The organism is Hydrogenophaga sp. SL48, from assembly GCF_021729865.1.
In the GTDB taxonomy this organism is placed as follows: Bacteria; Pseudomonadota; Gammaproteobacteria; order Burkholderiales; family Burkholderiaceae_C; genus Hydrogenophaga.
The window spans coordinates 3,273,544-3,288,101 of sequence record NZ_CP063400.1; the positions used below are offsets into that span (position 1 = coordinate 3,273,544).

Below are 14,558 nucleotides of genomic sequence, written 5' to 3' on the forward strand. Positions count from 1 at the left end.
CCTCACTTCGCTGGATGGGTGAGCCCTTCGACAAGCTCAGGGCGAACGGGTATTTGCTGGTTCATGTGGGCATCGCCCGCTGAATGATGGCATCGAAATCGACGCTGGAACCCAGCGATCCGAAGCTGTGGCCCCAGTGGCCGGCCAGGCGCGAATCGCAGAAGGCGCCGAACACAGCGGCGGGCGCGGTCTGCGCCAGCAGCGCGGCCTGCACGGCGAGCGCCACGTCCTGCGCCAGGCGGCGGGCCTCCATCTCGGTGGCCATCTGTTCCACGCGGGTGGGCAGGCTGGCGGCGAGGTGGTCCAGCGCCGCGTGCATGCCTTTCGCGGGCGCGAGTTCGTGCGCGAGTGCGGCGGCGGCATCGGCTTTGCGCAGCGCGCGCAGCAGGTCCAGCGCCATGATGTTGCCGGCGCCTTCCCAGATCGAGTTCACCGGCATCTCGCGATAGATGCGCGCCATGACGCCCTCGCCGCCCTCTTCCACATAGCCGTTGCCGCCCAGACACTCCATGGCCTCCTGCGCGAAGTGGCTGCCGCGCTTGCAGATCCAGAACTTGGCCACCGGCGTGAGCAGCCGCTGCATGGCGCGCTCGTGTTCATCCCCCGGTCGGTCGAAACTGCGCGCGAGGCGCAGCGCCAGAGCGGTGGACGCTTCAGATTCGAGCGCGAGATCGGCCAGCACGTTCTTCATCAGCGGCTGGTCAATCAGCTTCTTGCCGAAGGCCTTGCGCTGGCTCGTGTGGTTGAGCGCGATGGAGAGCGCCTGGCGCATCAGGCCGCTGGTGCCCAGCGCACAATCCAGCCGCGTCATCGTGCCCATGGCCAGGATCTGCGGCACGCCCCGGCCCTCTTCGCCCACGAGCCAGGCGGTGGCGCCGGCGAACTCGACCTCGGAACTCGCGTTGGCCTTGTTTCCCAGCTTGTCTTTCAGGCGCTGGATAAAGAGCTGGTTCATCGACCCGTCGGGCAGCACACGCGGCAGGAACAGGCAGGACAGGCCGGAGGGCGTTTGCGCCAGGATCAGGAAGGCGTCGCACATGGGCGCCGAGAAAAACCACTTGTGGCCGGTGACGCTGAAGCGCTGGCCCCAGTGGTCTGCCCCATCGGGCACGGCCTGCGTGGTGTTGGCGCGCACGTCCGAGCCGCCCTGCTTCTCCGTCATGCCCATGCCCATGGTCACGCCGGCCTTGTCTTTCCACAGCTTCAGCGTCGGGTCGTAGGCGCGGCTGGTGAGCTGCGGCGCCCAGTCGCGGTAGATGGCCGGGTTGTCCTTGAGCGCGGGCGTGACCGCGTAGCTCATGGAGATGGGGCAGAGCATGGACGGCTCCAGCTCGGTGAAGAGCATGAAGCCGGCGGCACGAAGGGTGTGTGCCCCCACGCTCCCCACGTTGTGTGGTTCGCTGCCCCCCAAGGGGGCTGCCGCGCCTTGGGGCGGCCCGGCGTCGCGGCGGGCTTGCGCCCAAGGCGTGCCATGCAAACCCGCGGCCGTCGCCGCCGACATCAGTGCGTGGTAGCTCGGGTGGAACTCCACCTGATCGATGCGGTGGCCGAAGCGGCTGTGGCTCTTGAGCTGCGGCATGAACACGTTGGCCAGCCGCGCGTGCTGCTGCATCTCCGCGCTGCCCACCGTGGCGCCGAGCGCCTGCAGGTGCGACGAATTCAGCGCAGGCGCGTTGAACTTCAGCGCATCCTGCATCGCCTGGTTGCCATCAAACAGGTTGTAGTCCACCAGCGGCTCCACCTGGTTGAACACTTCATGGGTGGCACTCATGAAAACTCCTCAAACAGAAGCGGTGTCTTCAACCCAGGCCACCGCGGAACCGGCTCCGCCGGGCCGCCAGTGGCGCCCCCTGGGGGGTGACGCCGCAGGCGGCGCGGGGGGGTCAAATTTTCACCAGCTGCTTGCCAAAGTTCTTGCCCTTGAGCAAACCCAGGAAAGCCTCGGGCGCGTTCTCGAGGCCTTGCGCCACCGTCTCGCGCGGTCGCAGCTTGCCCTGCGCCACCAGCGTGCCCAGCTCGGTCAGCGCCTCGGGCCAGACCTCCATGTGCTCGCTGACGATGAAGCCTTCGATCTTCAGGCGGTTCACCAGGATCAGCGCCGGGTTGGCCAGCGGCAGCGGAGCCCCGTCGTAGCCGGCGATCATCCCGCAGACAGCGATGCGGCCGAAGGCGTTCATGCGCAGCAGCACCGCGTCGAGGATCATGCCGCCGACGTTTTCGAAGTAGCCGTCGATGCCGTTCGGGCAGGCTTCCTTGAGCGCCTTGGCCAGTGAGTACATGTCCTTGTGCAACTTGTAGTCGATGCAGGCGTCGAAGCCCAGCTCTTCGACCGCGTACTTGCATTTGTCCGGCCCACCGGCGATGCCCACCGCGCGGCAGCCACGGGCCTTGGCCAGGGCCCCGTAGGCACTGCCCACCGCGCCGGTGGCGGCGCTGATGACCACGGTGTCGCCGGCCTTGGGGTTGATGATCTTCACCAGGCCGTACCACGCGGTCACGCCCGGCATGCCGACCGCGCCGAGGTAGTAGGACAGCGGCACGTGCGTGGTGTCCACCTTGCGCAGCGCGCCGGGCTGGTTCGCATCAACCACGCTGTATTGCTGCCAGCCGCCCATGCCGACCACCTGATCGCCGGCCTTGAATTTGGGGTGCAGCGATTCGACCACCTCGCCCACGGTGCCGCCGATCATGACCTCGCCCAGCGGCTGCGACGCGGCGTAGCTCTTGCTGTCGTTCATGCGGCCGCGCATGTACGGGTCCAGGCTCAGGTAGTGGTGTTTCACGAGCACCTGGCCGTCGGCGAGGGCTGGCGTCTCGGTGGTGACGAGCTTGAAGTTGTCGACAGTGGCTTCGCCTTGCGGGCGGTTGTCGAGCAGGATCTGTTGGTTGGCGGGCATGTGGTTTCTCCGGGGTGGGTGACGACCGGCAGGTCAGTCGGTCTTCAGGGTATTGAGGGCGTTGGTGGACTTGCCCACCGGCAGGCGCGGCACGAACTTGAAGGTGCCGGTGGCGTGGGCGCAGAGCTTGCCGGCGGCATCAAAGATGCTGCCTTCGGTGAAGGCCATGGTGGCGGTGCGGTGCAGCAGCTTGCCCTTGGCCAGCAGCGGCCCCTTGGCCGCGCGCAGGAAGCTGGTCTTCATCTCGATGGTGACGCAGCCCATGGCCGGCTCCACCGAACGCGCGGCGTGCGCCATGACCACGTCGAGCAGGGTCATGCTGGCGCCGCCGTGCACCACGTTGAACGAGTTTTCATGCTCGTGTTTCGGCGCGAAAGCGATCTCCGACTCGCCGCCTTCGAACTTCTGCAGCTCGAAGCCAAGCAACTCGACAAAAGGAATGTGAACCGAGAACTCCACTCAACCTCCTGTGATGACCGATACGCCACCGTCCACCGCCAACCATTGCCCCGTGATGTGTTTGCCCGCGTCCGACGCGTACAGCACGGTCAGGCCCTTCAGGTCTTCGTCGTCGCCCAGGCGGCGAAGCGGGGCGTGCGACGCCAGCTTCTCTTCACCCATGGCCTTCAGGGTGCCCTGCGTCATCTTGCTCGGGAAGAAGCCCGGGCAGATGGCGTTGACGCGGATGCCGTGTTCGCCCCACTCGGCGGCCAGTGCACGGGTGAAGTTGATGACCGCACCCTTGGAGGTGTTGTAGGCAATCGTCTTCATGCCCGAGGGGTTGCCGCCCAGGCCCGCGATGCTGGCGGTGTTGATGATGCTGCCACTGCGGCGCGGGATCATGCTCGCCTTGGCGATCAGCTGGCTCAGCAGGAAGTAGCTGCGCACGTTGAGGTTCATCACCTTGTCCCAGGCTTCGAGCGGGTGATCTTCGGCCGGTGCGCCCCAGGCGGCGCCGGCGTTGTTGATCAGGATGTCCACCTCGCCCACGCGCTGCAGGGTTTCGCTGGTGAGGCGGCGGATGTCTTCTTCGAGCGAGCAGTCTGCGGCGATCCAGCGCGCGTCGATGCCGGCGGCCTGCAACTCGGCGGTGGCCTCCTCCAGATCCGAGGCCTTGCGCGAGCTGATCACCACGCGGGCACCGGCTTCGCCCAGCGCATGGGCCATCTGCAGGCCCAGGCCACGCGAGCCGCCGGTGATGAGGGCGGTCTTGCCCTTGAGGTCGAAGAGTTGGGTGACGGTTCGGGTCATGGGTTGTCTCCTGAGATGGATGGAATGGGTGGGATGGGGGAATCAGAAAGCGTCTTCGGGCAGCTCGGCACAGGTCAGGTCGCGTTCGCGCACCACCTGCAGCCAGGCGCCGATCTTCGGCAGTTCGTAGTGGAAGAAGAAACGCATGGCACCCAGACGTCCGGTGCGCGTGGGCGACTCCGCAGAGGCATGCGCCGCGAGCGCCACGTCGAGCCAGATCCAGGCCAGCACGGTGTGGCCAAAGGCCTGCAGGTAGGGCACGGCGTTGGCCAGTGCTTCGGTCGGGTTGGCGGTGGCCCAGGCGGCTTTCGTGGCCGCGCCCACCTGCGCCAGCGCCTGGCCCAGCGCGTTGGCGTGCGCCGCGAGCTCGGGCACCTGGATCGCACGCTCGATGGTGGCGTTGATGCGGCCGGCCAGCAGCTGCAGGCCCTTGCCGTTCTCCATCAGCACCTTGCGGCCCAGCAGGTCCATGCCCTGGATGCCGTGCGTGCCTTCGTGGATCATGTTCAGGCGGTTGTCGCGCCAGTACTGCTCAACCGGGAAGTCGCGCGTGTAGCCGTAACCCCCGTGGATCTGGATCGCCAGCGAGTTCGCCTCCAGGCACCACTCGCTGGGCCAGCTCTTGGCGATGGGCGTCAACACCTCCAGCAGCAGTCGCGCGTCGTCGGCCGCCTCAGGGCGGCCGGTGTGCTGCTCGTCCACCAGGCGCGCGCAATAGAGTTCCAGCGCCAGCGCGCCTTCGCAGTAGCTCTTCTGCGCCAGCAACATGCGTTTCACGTCGGCGTGTTCGATGATGCGGACCTGGGGCGCGGCAGCGTCCTTTCCGCCGGTTGAAATGGGTCGGCCCTGCGGCCGGTTCTTCGCGTAGTCGAGCGACGCGTGGTAGCCCGCCATGCCCAGCATGGTGGCCGCCATGCCGACACCGATGCGCGCCTCGTTCATCATGTGGAACATGCACTGCAGGCCCCGGCCGGGCTGGCCGACGAGGTAGCCCACGGCGCCCGCTTCACCGCGCACCGGGTACTTGCCCTCGCCGAAATTCAGCAGGGTGTTGGTCGTGCCGCGCCAGCCGCACTTGTGGTTCAGGCCGGCCAGCGCCACGTCGTTGCGTTCGCCGGTCAGCTGCCCTTCCGTATCCACCAGCTTCTTGGGCACGATGAAGAGCGAGATGCCTTTCACGCCGGGCACCAGCTTGCCGTCCGCATCGGGAATCTTGGCCAGCACCAGGTGGATGATGTTCTCGGTCAGCTCGTGTTCGCCGGCCGAGATCCACATCTTGTTGCCCTTGAGGCGGTAGCGCGGGCCGAGCGGGTCGGCCTCGAAGCCCTCGCCGTCGGGCAGCGCGCGCGTGACCACATCGCTGAGCGAAGAACCTGCCTGCGGTTCGCTCAGGCACATGGTGCCGGAGAAGCGACCATTGAATTCGTTGAGCGCGAACACGTGCCTTTGCGCATCCGTGCCGTGTTTCATCAGCAGGTTGGCGTTGCCGGTGGTCAACATGCCCGAGCCGATGCTGACCGAGGCCATGGCAAAGAAGGCGTTGGCCGCGGCCTCCACGGTGTAGGGCAGTTGCATGCCGCCGACGCTGTAGTCCTGCGCGGCGCTGAGCATGCCGCTCTCGGCGTAGGCCTTCTGCGCATCGTGCGTGGCCTGCGGCAGGATGACCTTTTCGCCATCGAAGTGCGGCTCCTGCGTGTCCACCAGGCGGTTGAACGGCGCGTACTTCTCGCGCGCGATGCGCTCGCAGGTGTCGAGCACGGCGTCGAAGGTTTCGCGCGAGTGGTCGGCGAAACGTTCACGCTGGCTGAGCGCCTCGGCGCCCAGCCAGTGATGGAGCAAAAAGTCGATGGTGGGACGCAAGCTCATGGGGCTCCTCGATCAGGGAGCGCCAACTGTAATGCGCTCAGGCGCGCGGGCTTGACCCCTGCATGACAGCACGCGGCGTCTTCAGGGTGTCCACCGGGCGCTCGCCGAAACGGCGCTGGTACTGCGCCGCGAAGTGGCCCATGTGCAGGAAGCCGTGCTCGGCGGCCACCAGCGTCACGGTCACGTCGGTCGACGCCTGGCCGGCGGCCCGGCGCAGCAGCTCGCGCACCTTGTCCAGGCGCAGGTTGCGCCAGTACACCATGGGCGACTCGCCGGTGTGGGCCACGAAGGCCTGCTGCAGGCTGCGCGCGCTCACGTGCAGGTGCCCGCAGAGGTCGGCCAGCGTCAAGGGCCGTGTCACGTTGGCCTGCATGAAGTCCTGCGCCCGTCGCACGGCGCGCGGCAGCAGCGGGCGCCGGGTGTCGCCACACAGGGCCTCGCTGTAGTTGTGGGGCGCCTGCATGAGCAGGGTGCTGAGCAGGTAGGCCTCTGCCTGTCGTGCCAGGGCGGAGCCGGCGAACCCGGCGTCCACCTCCAGGGTTTCGGCCAGGTAACGCACAAACCCGGCCAGGGGCGCCAGCGCCGGCGTGTCCATGGCCAGGCCCAGCCCGAACACCAGCGGGCGGTGCACGGCGGTTTGCGTCAGTTGCTCCATCTGACGCACCACGGCCCCCTGCGACAGGCGCAGGATCAGGTGAGGGCTGTCGTCGGCCCAGCGCATCTTCAGGTACTCGCTGGGGGACGGCAACGAGGCCACTCCCGGGCGGGCCGTGACCCGCTGCCCGCCGCAGTGCACCTCGGCACTGCCCCGCAACGGAATCTGCAGCAGGTAGAAGCTGCCGAGCTGCCCGGGTTCGATGTCCACCGCCGGACCGTACTGCACGTAGTTGAGGCTGACGTCCTGACACACCGGCGCGCTGTGGTGGCGCGCGTCGAGCACCACGGCCGACCCGCAGGGGTTGAGCATGTGGGGGCAGAACACGCGCGCCACCGCCTCGCGCGCCTGGTCCACGTCCCGCGTGTGAAACAGCGCGTGGCTGGCCAGCGGGTAACGGTAGGGCGACAACATGGCGCTGACGCTAACAAATCACGCAGCGGAGCGCCACGGGATTTTCCCGCGACGACGCGCCAGGAGCGGGCACGCCCTCCAATTTCTCGTTTTTGGGACGGTGGCTGCGCAAACGGGATGCCACCGGGACCCGCTGGTTTCTACATTGGCCCCCACCGCCACCCGCGGCGTTTGTTTCAAGCCCAGGAGACCCCCATGCCCCAAGCCACTTTTCTCGGACTGTCCGGCAAGACCGCCATCGTCACCGGCGGTGCCACCCTCATCGGCGCCGCCGTGGTGCGGGCCCTGCACGCCCAGGGCGTGCGGGTCACGCTGGCCGACATCGACACCGCCGGCGGCCAGGCCGTGGCCGATGGCTGCGGTGAGGGCGTGTGGTTCCGCGCGACCGACATCACCGACGACGCCCAGGTGACGGCCTGTGCGGACGAGACCGCCGCGCGCTTCGGCGGCGTCGACTTCCTGGTCAACCTCGCCTGCTCGTACGTGGACGAGGGGCTGCGGTCGGGCCGCGCCGACTGGCACCAGGCCCTGGACGTGAACGTGGCCAGCGCGGTGATGATGCTCAAGGCAGTGCACCCGCACATGCAGAAGGCCGGGGGCGGCGCGGTGGTCAACTTCACCAGCATCTCCTCCGGCGTGGCCCAGACCGGGCGCTGGCTCTACCCGGTCAGCAAGGCCGCGCTGGTGCAGCTGACGCGCAACATGGCCATGGACCTCGCGCCCGATCACATCCGGGTCAACAGCGTGTCACCCGGCTGGACCTGGTCGGCCATCATGAACCAGCTGACCCACGGCGACCGCGCCAAGACCGACCGCGTGGCCGCCCCCTTCCACCTGCTCCAGCGCGTCGGCGACCCCGACGAGGTGGCCCAGGTGGTGCTGTTCCTGTGCTCGGACCACGCCAGCTTCGTCACAGGCGCCGACTACGCCGTGGACGGCGGCTATTCGGCGATGGGCCCGGAATCGCACGAACCGGCCATCCCGAAACTGATGGCCTGAGCCTCGTTTTTCCCCCACACCACCAGGAGACAACACCATGCGCAAGATCATGATCGTCGGCGCCGGCCAGGCCGGCCTGCAACTGGGCATCAGCCTGCTCCAGCGCGGCTACCGCGTCAGCATCACCAGCAACCGCACGCCCGAAGACATGCGCACCGGCAAGGTGCTGTCCAGCCAGTGCATGTTCCACGACAGCCTGCAGCTCGAACGCGACCGCGGCCTCAACTTCTGGGAGCCCGACTGCCCGCCGGTCGAAGGCATCTCGTTCACCGTGCCCCACCCCGAGCTGCCCGGCGAAAAGGCCATGAGCTGGGGCCACCGGCTGGACCACAAGGCGCAGTCGGTCGACCAGCGCGTGAAGGTGCCCGGTTGGATGGCCGAGTTCGACCGCCTGGGCGGCGAGCTGCTGATGCACGAAGCCGGCATGGACGACCTGGAGCGCTGGACGCAGGACCACGACCTCGTGATCGTGGCCGCCGGCAAAGGCGCCATCGCCCAGATGTTCCAGCGCGACGCCCGCCGCAGCCCCTACGACAAGCCGCAGCGCGCCCTGGCGCTGACCTATGTGCACGGCATGGCGCCCCGCCCCGAGTACTCGGCCGTCAACTTCAACCTCATCCCCGGCGTGGGCGAGTACTTCGTGTTCCCGGCGCTGACGGTCAGCGGCCCCTGCGAGATCATGGTGTTCGAGGGCGTGCCCAGCGGTCCCATGGACTGCTGGGGAGACGTGACGACGCCGGCCCAGCACCTGGCCCGCTCGAAAGAAATCCTGGCGAAGTTCCTGCCCTGGGAAGCGGCCCGCTGCACCCAGGTGGAACTGACCGACGCCAACGGCATCCTGGCCGGGCGCTTCGCCCCCACGGTGCGCCAGCCGGTGGGCCAGTTGCCCAGCGGCCGGGTGGTGATGGGCATGGCCGACGCGGTGATGCTCAACGACCCCATCACCGGCCAGGGCTCCAACAACGCGGCCAAGTTCGCGAACGCGGTGGAGCATGCCATCGTGGCGCACGGCGACCAGCCCTTTGACGCCACCTTCATGCAGCAGACCTTCGAGGACTTCTGGGCAAGTTACGGCCACTTCGCCACCGACTGGACCAACGCCTTGTTGTCGCCGCCACCGCCCCACGTGCTCAAGGTGCTGGGCGCGGCCGTTGGCGAACCCCGGGTGGCCCGGCGCATCGCCAACGGCTTCAACAACCCGACCGACTTCGTGAACTTCTTCATGACGCCGGACAAGGTCGACGCCTACCTCGACGCGGTGCCGGCATGAACACCGCCCGGCCGTTCCAAAGGCGCTCAGCCCCGCGGTGCGCAGCACGGAGGGCAGTCCCATGACCGCAGCCGAACTGGGCACCCTGCCCCCCTTGCAGGCCTTGCGCCACAGCGCCAGCCTGCCGCTGTCCGACTTCCGCCTGGCCATGCGCCGCCTGACCGGCGCCGTGACCCTGGTGGCCACCCACGATGGCCAGACCCTGGCCGGCCTGACCGCCACCGCCGTGACGTCCTTCTCGGCCGAACCGGCGCGGCTGCTGGCCTGCGTCAACCTCAAGGGCTCGACCTTCCGCGCCATCGCGGAAAGCCGGCGCATGAGCGTGAACCTGCTGGCCTACCGCCACCTCGACCTGGCGCAGCAGTTCGGTGGCGCGCCCACCCCGCAGTCGCAGCGCTTCGAGCCCGGTCGCTGGGGCACGTTGGCCACCGGCGCGCCGGTGCTGCTGGACGCGCTGGCCGTGTTCGATTGCGTCGTGGACGAAATGATGGTGGCCCACAGCCACGCCGCCATGATCGGCGAGATCAAGGCGGTGCTGCTGAGCCCGCGCAACGAAGCGCCGCTGCTGTACTCGGACGGCCAATACACCACCCTCGCAGACCTTGGAGAAACCGCATGACACCCACCGCCCAACACATCCGCATCCCGGCCAGCGACGGCAGCGGATCTTTCGACGCCTACCTCGCCCTGCCACCCTCGGGCCATGGCCCCGGCATCGTGCTCGCGCAGGAAATTTTTGGCGTCAACGCCACCATGCGCGCCGTGGCCGACCACTACGCCGAAGAAGGGTATGTGGTGCTGGTGCCCGACCTGTTCTGGCGCCAGCAGCCCGGCATTCAGCTGGGCTACACCGAGGCCGATTTCCAGCGCGCCTTCGGTCTTTACCAGGGCTTCGACGAAACCCTGGGCGTGGCCGACATCCAGGCCAGCCTGAACGCGCTGCGCCAGCGCCCCGAGTGCACGGGCCAGGCCGGTGTGCTGGGCTTCTGCCTGGGCGGCAAGCTGGCCTACCTGGCGGCCTGCCACACCGATGCCGATGTGGCCGTGGGCTACTACGGCGTGGGCATTGAAAAGGCGCTGGACGACGCCAAGAGCCAACGCGGCCGGCTGGTGCTGCACATCGCCGAAAACGACGCCTTCTGCCCGCCCGAGGCGCGCGCCGCGATCCTGGCGGCGCTGTCGGGCCGCGAGCAGACCGAGCTGTACGTGTACCCCGGTGTGGACCATGCGTTTGCCCGGCAGGGCGGCGACCACTTCCACAAGCCTTCGGCGCTGATGGCGCACCAGCGCAGCGTGGCCGCCTTCAAGGCCGCCATGGGCCCCCACCCCGACTTCTCGGCCCTGTGGGACAAACACTGCGAACACGAGTTCGCCACCCGCGACGTGGCCGCCACCATGGCCACCATGGTGGCCGAGCCGTACGTGAACCACATTCCCACCATGACCGGCGGCGTGGGCCACACCATGCTGTCGCGCTTCTACCAGCACCACTTCGTCAACAGCAACCCGCCCGACACCACGCTGGTGCCGATCTCGCGCACCATCGGCGCGACGCAGATCGTCGACGAGCTGCTGTTCTGCTTCACCCACACCTGCGAGATCGATTGGATGCTGCCCGGCATCGCGCCCACGGGCAGACGGGTCGAGATCCCCCTGGTGGCGATCGTCAAGTTCCGGGGAGACAAGCTCTACCACGAGCACATCTACTGGGACCAGGCCAGCGTGCTGGTGCAGATCGGCCAACTTGACCCGGCCGGTCTGCCGGTGGCCGGCATCGAGACGGCGCGCAAGCTGCTGGACGAACACCTGCCGTCCAACACCTTGATGGCGAGCTGGGCCAAGTCAGCGCCCTGAGGAAGCCCCCCCGCGCCGGCGGGGCTCCCCCGGTGCTTATTGCGGCTCGATCTTCGCGTCCTTGATCGCCTTGGCCCACTTGGCGGTCTCGGCCACGCTGCGCTTGGCCAGGTCGGCGGGGGTGCCGGGTTCGACCGCGAAGCCGATGCCCGCGAACTTGTCCTGGATGTCCTTGCTGTTGGCCGCGTCGTTCACCGCCTTGTTGAGCTTGGCCACGACCTCGGGCGGCGTGCCCGCGGGCGCGAACACGGCGAAGTAGGCGATCAGCTCATAGTCCTTCAAGCCCAGCGCCTCGTTCACGGTGGGCAGCTCGGGCACGGCCGGCGAGCGCTTGCTTGAGGTGACCGCCAGACCACGCACCTTGCCCGCCTTCACCTGCGGCAGCATCACCGCGAAGTCGGCGCTGAACATCTGCACCACGCCGCCGATCAGGTCGGTCATGGCGGCGGGGCCGCTCTTGTAGGACACGTTGGTGAGCTGGATGCCGGCCATGCCCGCCATCATCTCGGTGGACACGAGCTGCGAGGTGCTGGCGCTGGCGAAGTTGATGCTGCCCGGCTTGGCCTTGGCCATGTCCACCAGCTCCTTCAGCGTCTTGGCCGGCACGTCGTTGTTGACCGCCATGATCAGCGGCACCGAGCCCATGTAGCCCACCGGTGCAAACGCGGTGTCCTGGTCGTAGGGCAGCTTCTTCATCAGGCTCTTGAGCGCGGCGTTGGTGCTGTTGGTGCCGATCAGGATGGTGTAGCCGTCGGGTGCGGCCTTGGCCACCGCGTCGGCACCCAGCAGGCCGTTGGCCCCAGGCTTGTTGTCGACCACGATGGTCTGCCCCAGCGACTCCTGCATCTTCAGCGCGAAGGCGCGGCCGATGGTGTCGGTGGCGCTGCCGGCGGCAAACGGCACGACCGCCTTGATCGGCCGGTCGGGCCAGGCCTGTGCCAGGGCGGTGGATGAACACACCAGCGCGGCGGCGGTGGTGGCGAGCAATCGGAACACAGAACGCATCAGAGTCTCCTTCGGTTGGTATCAAAAAGGCGAGGTCAGTGTAGGTCTCAGAGTGGCAGATCCAGCACGGCGGCACTCAGGGTTTTACCGTGGGCGTCGAGGGCCAGCGAACGCGTGACGCCGCCGCCCAGGGCGTCGAACATCACGAAATGCACCGCCGCGAGATCGGGCAAGGTGTAGCGCTGCACCGGGCCATGCACCACGCCGGCAAAGTGGGCCTGCACACGCTCGGCGCTGAGCAGGCGCTCCAGCACCGGGTAGTCCTCCGGATCCAGCGCGATCACGCTGAGCGTGGCGCGGTTGCCCTTGTCGCCCGAGCGGGCCAGTGCGATGTCGCGCAGGGTGCGGTTGGGGGATGCTTTTCTGGACGGTGCTGTCATGTCAAGACTCCGCGCTCAGTTCGAGGATGTCGCAGCGAACATGTACCCCCGAACGCGGCACCAGCGCCGAGGCCGCGGCGATCACCTCGCGCACCGACTGCATCACGCCGCCACCGCCCGCCGGGCCGTTGAGGTACAGCGCTTCCACTTCCTGGCCCACCGCTTCGGCCTGCGCGCGCGTTGCGCAGCGCACCGCCAGCCGCACGCGCACCTCGTAGGGTTCGCGATCCGCGCCCAGCTGAGGGCCGTGCATCGCGTTCACGCCGATCAGCTCGGCGCGGTGTTCCAGACCAGCGAGGCCGTGGGACAGCGTGGCATCCTGCAGCCGGAGCCGCAGGATGGACAGCGCCAGTTCGCCGCGCGCCCGGGCGCCCGGACCAGCGTAGGAGATCTGACCTTCGCCGATGAAACCGTCACGGTAGCCCAGCGTGGCTTTCAGTTGCTCGGGGCGCGCGTAACCGCTGGCGCCCTGCGCCTGCACCCGGTCGGGCTCGAGCTGCGTGAAACGGACCTTTGAAAAGTCGCCCACCACATCGGCCTGCAGGTAGTGCGCCGGGTCTTCCACTTCGTAGAGCAGTTGCGCGGTGCAGCTCAACCGGTCCACGCGCCCGCCGGTGCCTGGCAACTTGGTGATGACCGCGCTGCCATCGGCCGAGACTTCGGCGAGCGGGAAGCCCACGCGGTGCAGATCGGGCACGTCCACGTGGCCCGGATCGGCCAGGTAACCACCACTGACCTGGGCCGCGCATTCGAGCAGGTGCCCCACCAGCAGGCCCTGACCCAGGTGATGCCAGTCGTCCGCGGCCCAGCCGAAGTGGGCCATGAGCGGCGCCACAAAGAGCGACGGGTCGGCGACACGGCCGGTGATGATCACGTTCACATCGGCCTGCAGCGCGGGCAACAAGGCGTCGGCGCCGAGGTAGGCATTGGCCGAGATCAGGCGCCCGTCCAGCGAACGCACGGTGTCGGGCGAATCCATCAGCGGCACATCGTTCGCCAACATCCAGGGCAACACGTCGTCGCCCGTCACCACCGCCACGCGCAGGCGCGGCATGCCCAGTTCGCGTGCCACGTCCAGCACGGCCTGCCCGGCCGCCATCGGGTTCGCCGCGCCCATGTTGGTGATGATGGTCACGCCGTTGCGCACACAGGCCGGCAGCACCGCACGCATGCGCGCCTGGAGCATGGGGTCGTAGCCGGCCTGTGGATCGTGGGCGCGGCGCAGCTGGGCCAGGGCGATGGTGCGTTCCGCCAGGCACTCGAACACCAGGGCGTCGAGCTCGCCGTGCTCGGCCAGGTCCAGCGCGGGGTCGATGCGGTCACCGGCGTAGCCGGCACCGGAGCCGATGCGGTAGTGGGTCATCCCTGCAGTGTGGCGCTGTTGGCGCGCGAGAGCCATGGGGTGAACCCCGGCGCCACCGCTCGCTCAGGCCGTGGCCGCAGGCAACGCGGCGATGGTGCCCTGGGCCACGGCGCAGAGTTTTTCCACGCCGTCCTTGAGCACGAACACGTCGCAGCGGCAGACCGCCTGCGACTTGCCGGTGTGCACGGCTTCGGCGCGCGCGATCAGGCGTTCGCCGATGGCCGGCCGCAGGTAGTTGATCTTGAATTCGGAGGTGACCACGGGCACACGCAGCGCCGTGCCACCGGCGTAGGTGAGCGCGTTGTCGGCGGCGTAGCTGAGCACACCACCGTGCACGAAGCCGTGCTGCTGTTGGACGGCTTCGGTGATCGGGACCTGCAGCTCGCAGCGCCCCGGCGAGAGCGCCACCAGCTCGGCCCCGATCAGCACCGAGAAAGGCTGCTTCGCCAAGACCTCGCGGCCCATGGCGAGGAAGACCTCGGGACTGACGGTCATCTCGGGCATTTCAGCTTTCCACCATGCCGGAGCACACCCCGCAACGCGCGAAGTGATCCCGTCGTGGGACACCGCCGGGCCGGCTTCGCCGGACGGCTGGTGTCGCCCC

The 14,558-nt window shown here is 68.2% G+C and carries 14 protein-coding genes; 4 read left to right on the forward strand and 10 right to left on the reverse strand.

From position 1 onward, the window contains the following. Nucleotides 1–61 precede the first annotated feature (61 nt). From IM738_RS15530 to IM738_RS15555, 6 genes are all read right to left on the reverse strand, one after another. On the reverse strand, nucleotides 62–1,771 hold the full coding sequence (locus IM738_RS15530; protein ID WP_236961865.1) for an acyl-CoA dehydrogenase family protein: 1,710 nt from the start codon (nucleotides 1,769–1,771) through the stop codon (nucleotides 62–64). Nucleotides 1,772–1,883: 112 nt separating this feature from the next. Then, complete coding sequence (locus tag IM738_RS15535; RefSeq protein WP_236961867.1) at nucleotides 1,884–2,897, reverse strand: NADP-dependent oxidoreductase; 1,014 nt, start codon at nucleotides 2,895–2,897, stop codon at nucleotides 1,884–1,886. A 33-nt stretch (nucleotides 2,898–2,930) separates the two neighbouring features. Continuing rightward, entirely contained in the window at nucleotides 2,931–3,356 is a 426-nt protein-coding gene (locus tag IM738_RS15540) for a PaaI family thioesterase (RefSeq protein WP_236961869.1), read from the reverse strand. Beyond that, on the reverse strand, nucleotides 3,357–4,148 hold the full coding sequence (locus IM738_RS15545) for an SDR family oxidoreductase (protein WP_236961871.1): 792 nt from the start codon (nucleotides 4,146–4,148) through the stop codon (nucleotides 3,357–3,359). A gap of 42 nt (nucleotides 4,149–4,190) precedes the next feature. After that, nucleotides 4,191–6,014, reverse strand: coding sequence for an acyl-CoA dehydrogenase (locus IM738_RS15550; RefSeq protein WP_236961873.1), 1,824 nt, complete (start codon nucleotides 6,012–6,014; stop codon nucleotides 4,191–4,193). A gap of 37 nt (nucleotides 6,015–6,051) precedes the next feature. Continuing rightward, entirely contained in the window at nucleotides 6,052–7,083 is a 1,032-nt protein-coding gene (locus IM738_RS15555) for a helix-turn-helix domain-containing protein (RefSeq protein ID WP_236961875.1), read from the reverse strand. A 195-nt stretch (nucleotides 7,084–7,278) separates the two neighbouring features. On the opposite strand from IM738_RS15555, the gene IM738_RS15560 reads away from it, so the two are divergent. From IM738_RS15560 to IM738_RS15575, 4 genes are all read left to right on the forward strand, one after another. Beyond that, on the forward strand, nucleotides 7,279–8,082 hold the full coding sequence (locus tag IM738_RS15560) for an SDR family oxidoreductase (RefSeq protein WP_236961876.1): 804 nt from the start codon (nucleotides 7,279–7,281) through the stop codon (nucleotides 8,080–8,082). A 37-nt stretch (nucleotides 8,083–8,119) separates the two neighbouring features. Further along, nucleotides 8,120–9,352: a styrene monooxygenase/indole monooxygenase family protein gene (locus tag IM738_RS15565; protein WP_236961878.1), complete on the forward strand. Its 1,233-nt coding sequence runs from the start codon at nucleotides 8,120–8,122 to the stop codon at nucleotides 9,350–9,352. A 61-nt stretch (nucleotides 9,353–9,413) separates the two neighbouring features. Further along, nucleotides 9,414–9,971, forward strand: a complete 558-nt coding sequence (locus IM738_RS15570; protein ID WP_226463119.1) for a flavin reductase family protein — start codon at nucleotides 9,414–9,416, stop codon at nucleotides 9,969–9,971. Next, the gene (locus tag IM738_RS15575; protein ID WP_236961879.1) at nucleotides 9,968–11,206 is read left to right on the forward strand and encodes a dienelactone hydrolase family protein; all 1,239 of its coding nucleotides are present in this window, start codon (nucleotides 9,968–9,970) and stop codon (nucleotides 11,204–11,206) included. The genes IM738_RS15570 and IM738_RS15575 overlap by 4 nt, the downstream gene beginning before the upstream one ends. Nucleotides 11,207–11,242: 36 nt before the next feature. Here IM738_RS15575 and IM738_RS15580 read toward each other — a convergent pair whose 3' ends face one another. The 4 genes from IM738_RS15580 to IM738_RS15595 form a co-directional block, all read right to left on the reverse strand. After that, the gene (locus tag IM738_RS15580; protein ID WP_236961880.1) at nucleotides 11,243–12,211 is read right to left on the reverse strand and encodes a Bug family tripartite tricarboxylate transporter substrate binding protein; all 969 of its coding nucleotides are present in this window, start codon (nucleotides 12,209–12,211) and stop codon (nucleotides 11,243–11,245) included. A 47-nt stretch (nucleotides 12,212–12,258) separates the two neighbouring features. Beyond that, complete coding sequence (locus IM738_RS15585) at nucleotides 12,259–12,591, reverse strand: AtuA-related protein (protein WP_236961881.1); 333 nt, start codon at nucleotides 12,589–12,591, stop codon at nucleotides 12,259–12,261. 1 nt (nucleotide 12,592) lies between these two features. Beyond that, a complete protein-coding gene (locus IM738_RS15590) occupies nucleotides 12,593–13,954 on the reverse strand; it encodes an acyclic terpene utilization AtuA family protein (RefSeq protein ID WP_236961882.1) in 1,362 nt (453 codons plus the stop codon). A 63-nt stretch (nucleotides 13,955–14,017) separates the two neighbouring features. Continuing rightward, the gene (locus IM738_RS15595; RefSeq protein WP_236961883.1) at nucleotides 14,018–14,458 is read right to left on the reverse strand and encodes a PaaI family thioesterase; all 441 of its coding nucleotides are present in this window, start codon (nucleotides 14,456–14,458) and stop codon (nucleotides 14,018–14,020) included. Nucleotides 14,459–14,558 lie beyond the last annotated feature (100 nt).

Bases quoted from the DNA above. Each gene is read 5' to 3' on its own strand.
- IM738_RS15530 (WP_236961865.1), bottom strand. From the start codon at position 1,771: ATGAGTGCCACCCATGAAGTGTTCAACCAGGTGGAGCCGCTGGTGGAC.
- IM738_RS15535 (WP_236961867.1), bottom strand. From the start codon at position 2,897: ATGCCCGCCAACCAACAGATCCTGCTCGACAACCGCCCGCAAGGCGAA.
- IM738_RS15545 (WP_236961871.1), bottom strand. From the start codon at position 4,148: ATGACCCGAACCGTCACCCAACTCTTCGACCTCAAGGGCAAGACCGCC.
- IM738_RS15550 (WP_236961873.1), bottom strand. From the start codon at position 6,014: ATGAGCTTGCGTCCCACCATCGACTTTTTGCTCCATCACTGGCTGGGC.
- IM738_RS15555 (WP_236961875.1), bottom strand. From the start codon at position 7,083: ATGTTGTCGCCCTACCGTTACCCGCTGGCCAGCCACGCGCTGTTTCAC.
- IM738_RS15560 (WP_236961876.1), top strand. From the start codon at position 7,279: ATGCCCCAAGCCACTTTTCTCGGACTGTCCGGCAAGACCGCCATCGTC.
- IM738_RS15565 (WP_236961878.1), top strand. From the start codon at position 8,120: ATGCGCAAGATCATGATCGTCGGCGCCGGCCAGGCCGGCCTGCAACTG.
- IM738_RS15570 (WP_226463119.1), top strand. From the start codon at position 9,414: ATGACCGCAGCCGAACTGGGCACCCTGCCCCCCTTGCAGGCCTTGCGC.
- IM738_RS15575 (WP_236961879.1), top strand. From the start codon at position 9,968: ATGACACCCACCGCCCAACACATCCGCATCCCGGCCAGCGACGGCAGC.
- IM738_RS15580 (WP_236961880.1), bottom strand. From the start codon at position 12,211: ATGCGTTCTGTGTTCCGATTGCTCGCCACCACCGCCGCCGCGCTGGTG.
- IM738_RS15585 (WP_236961881.1), bottom strand. From the start codon at position 12,591: ATGACAGCACCGTCCAGAAAAGCATCCCCCAACCGCACCCTGCGCGAC.
- IM738_RS15590 (WP_236961882.1), bottom strand. From the start codon at position 13,954: ATGACCCACTACCGCATCGGCTCCGGTGCCGGCTACGCCGGTGACCGC.
- IM738_RS15595 (WP_236961883.1), bottom strand. From the start codon at position 14,458: ATGCCCGAGATGACCGTCAGTCCCGAGGTCTTCCTCGCCATGGGCCGC.